This window comes from Bacteroidota bacterium (assembly GCA_016213405.1).
Taxonomy (GTDB): Bacteria; Bacteroidota; Bacteroidia; order Palsa-948; family Palsa-948; genus Palsa-948.
The window spans coordinates 1-2506 of sequence record JACRAM010000033.1 but is presented as its reverse complement, the minus strand read 5'-3'; the positions used below and the strand labels follow the sequence as shown (position 1 = coordinate 2506).

The 2506-nt window shown below is 42.3% G+C and carries 3 protein-coding genes; 2 read left to right on the top strand and 1 reads right to left on the bottom strand.

Translation table 11 applies throughout. From position 1 onward, the window contains the following. The first annotated feature begins 301 nt into the window (after positions 1–301). Together HY841_03705 and HY841_03700 are read left to right on the top strand one after the other, a co-directional pair. Positions 302–919 carry a rhomboid family intramembrane serine protease gene (locus HY841_03705; protein ID MBI4929842.1) on the top strand — a complete coding sequence of 206 codons (618 nt, stop codon included), beginning with the start codon at positions 302–304 and terminating at the stop codon, positions 917–919. An 86-nt stretch (positions 920–1005) separates the two neighbouring features. Beyond that, entirely contained in the window at positions 1006–1497 is a 492-nt protein-coding gene (locus HY841_03700; protein ID MBI4929841.1) for an HAD family hydrolase, read from the top strand. 201 nt (positions 1498–1698) lie between these two features. On the opposite strand, the gene HY841_03695 is transcribed toward HY841_03700, so the two are convergent. Continuing rightward, the coding region (locus HY841_03695) for a gliding motility-associated C-terminal domain-containing protein (GenBank protein MBI4929840.1) at positions 1699–2506 on the bottom strand (808 nt) is incomplete at its 5' end.

Here is a 2506-nt window from a genome sequence, read left to right as displayed (position 1 = left end):
GGACTTTCGCAAAAAAGTATTTTTAGAAAGAATAGAACACAGATAACACGGATGATACGGATAAGCACAGATAAAATCAGTGAAAATCAGTCAAATCAGTGTTATCCGTGTTCCATTTTTAATTTCTTGCGAAAGTCCTATATAAAGCAAATGTAAATCGCAATCTGCGGAAATGACACCTATGTATAGATAGGGATGGTATAATGAAGTTTACGGTTTACGGTCTTTGGTTTACGGTTCAACAACAACTGTAAACCGAAAACTGTAAACTGTAAACCATTACTTTTATCTTTGCCTTCGTATGCTCACGCTCTCCCTCATCGCCCTCACTTGCCTTGTTTCTATTTCTGCGTTTCAAAACAGAAATGTATTTTCAAAAATGCTTTTCAACCCGAGCATCATCCGCACCCATAAAGAATGGTACCGCTTTCTCACGCACGCGCTCCTTCATGCTGATTGGATTCATCTTGCCATGAACATGTATGTGCTGTATTTGTTCGGCAGCATGGTGGAAGAAATTTTTGTTGATGTATTCGGAACAATGAAGGGAGAAGTTTTTTTCTTCCTGCTCTACTTCATCAGCATTTTTGCTTCTGTGATTCCATCGTTTGAAAAACACAAGAACGATTTTCAGTACAACGCGGTGGGCGCATCGGGCGCGGTGTCGGCAGTGGTATTCTCTTCTATTCTTCTCAACCCATGGATGAGTCTGTCGCTGATGTTCATTCCGATTCCGATTCCTGCTCCCATTTTCGGAATTTTATATCTGGTTTATTGCCGGTATGCCGCTAATCATGCAAAAGACAATGTGGCGCACGATGTGCATTACTGGGGCTCGCTCTTCGGAGTAGTATTTACGATTATTGTTTTACCTTCAACCGTTCCGCAATTGATTGATGCGGTGAGAAATATTTTTTAATGGTACAGATAACAGATAAGCACAGATTTACAGATATTTGTTTTCCATCAGCAAATCTGAATAAATCTGTTATCTGAACCATATTTATGACTAAAGCAATCTTCCTTGACCGTGACGGTGTTATCAACAAAGAAATCGGATTTGTTTTCCGGGTGGAGGATTTTGTTCTCACGGATGATATAATTCCTTCGCTGAAAAAATTGCAGGATGCCGGATTTATTTTTATCGTCATCACCAACCAGAGCGGCATTGCCAAAGAACTTTACACACACGATGATGTGAAAACGGTGCACACCCATATGCTCTCGCTGATGAAAGAAAACGGAATTACAATTTCTGAAATCTATTACTGCCCTCACCACCCGGATGTGGAACCGTGCATCTGCCGCAAGCCCGATTCCGGAATGCTGGAGAAAGCCATCGCCCGTTTCGGTATAGATGTTACAAAATCATTTTTCATTGGCGACAAAGAGCGGGACATACAAGCGGCAGAAAAAGCAGGCGTGAAAGGATTTTTAATTGAAGCGGATTCTTCGCTGATGGGAATTGCGGAGGAAATTACCAAGTCCCTAAACTAAGTCTCAAATTCTCCCGAAGGGACTCCTTCGGAGCAAGTCTCAAGTTCCAAATTCCAAATTCCAAGTTTCAAGGAACAGCCGAAGAAAATGCAATGGCTGTTTTCTGGGGACTTGGGGCTTGATGCTTGGGATTTGGGGCTTCACTCCTCATCATGTTCTTTTGTGTGTCGAGGACTTTTGCGGAATGGTTTTTCAGACACATCACCTTATCAAACTAATATTCCCCTTCTTCTTTATTTTTTCTCCGTTAGTAAGCGTTGCTTGCAGATAATAAACAAACACTGCCGCGCTTTCCTCCGAAGGAGTGGAGCCCCATAATTTGCCTTTGTACCTTCCATCCCAGCATATTTTCAGGTCAGTAGTTTCAAATACTTTTTCTCCCCAGCGGTTGTATATTATAAACAAAAGTTCTCTAATGCAATTATTCCCAAAAACACATTCCAAATCATTCTGCTCATCATCATTCGGAGAAAATGCATTGGGGACATAGACAGCGTTTGCGTTACAGGAAAATTCAACTATAATGATTATGCAGGCGCTGTCGGTACAATTATTCGCATTCGTAACAAAAACGCAATAAACAGTGGTTTGAGATGGAGTGGCCGTTGGATTAGAACAATTGGCGCAGCTCAACCCTATAGATGGTGACCACGAATACGTTCCGCCTCCTGTGGCAATGAGAGTAGTGGCATTCCCCATAATAATAGTTTGGCTTGTGGCAGTAGCAGTTGCAGTGGGACTGGAGAGAGTAGTTACTGTTATGGTTTGTGTTTGAATGCAGCCGTTGGCATCGGTAACTGTAATGGAATAATTTCCCGCTCCGAGTCCTGTAGCAGTTTGAGTGGTTTGCAAGTTGTTCCACTGATACGTATAGGGAATAGTTCCGCTGCTTGGATTAGCAGTGGCAGTTCCGTTATTCACTGTGCATCCGCTTTGAGTGGAAGTAGCGGTTACGCTCAATGTGTTAACAGAATTTACTGTTACGGTTTGTGTTTGCGTGCAGCCGTTG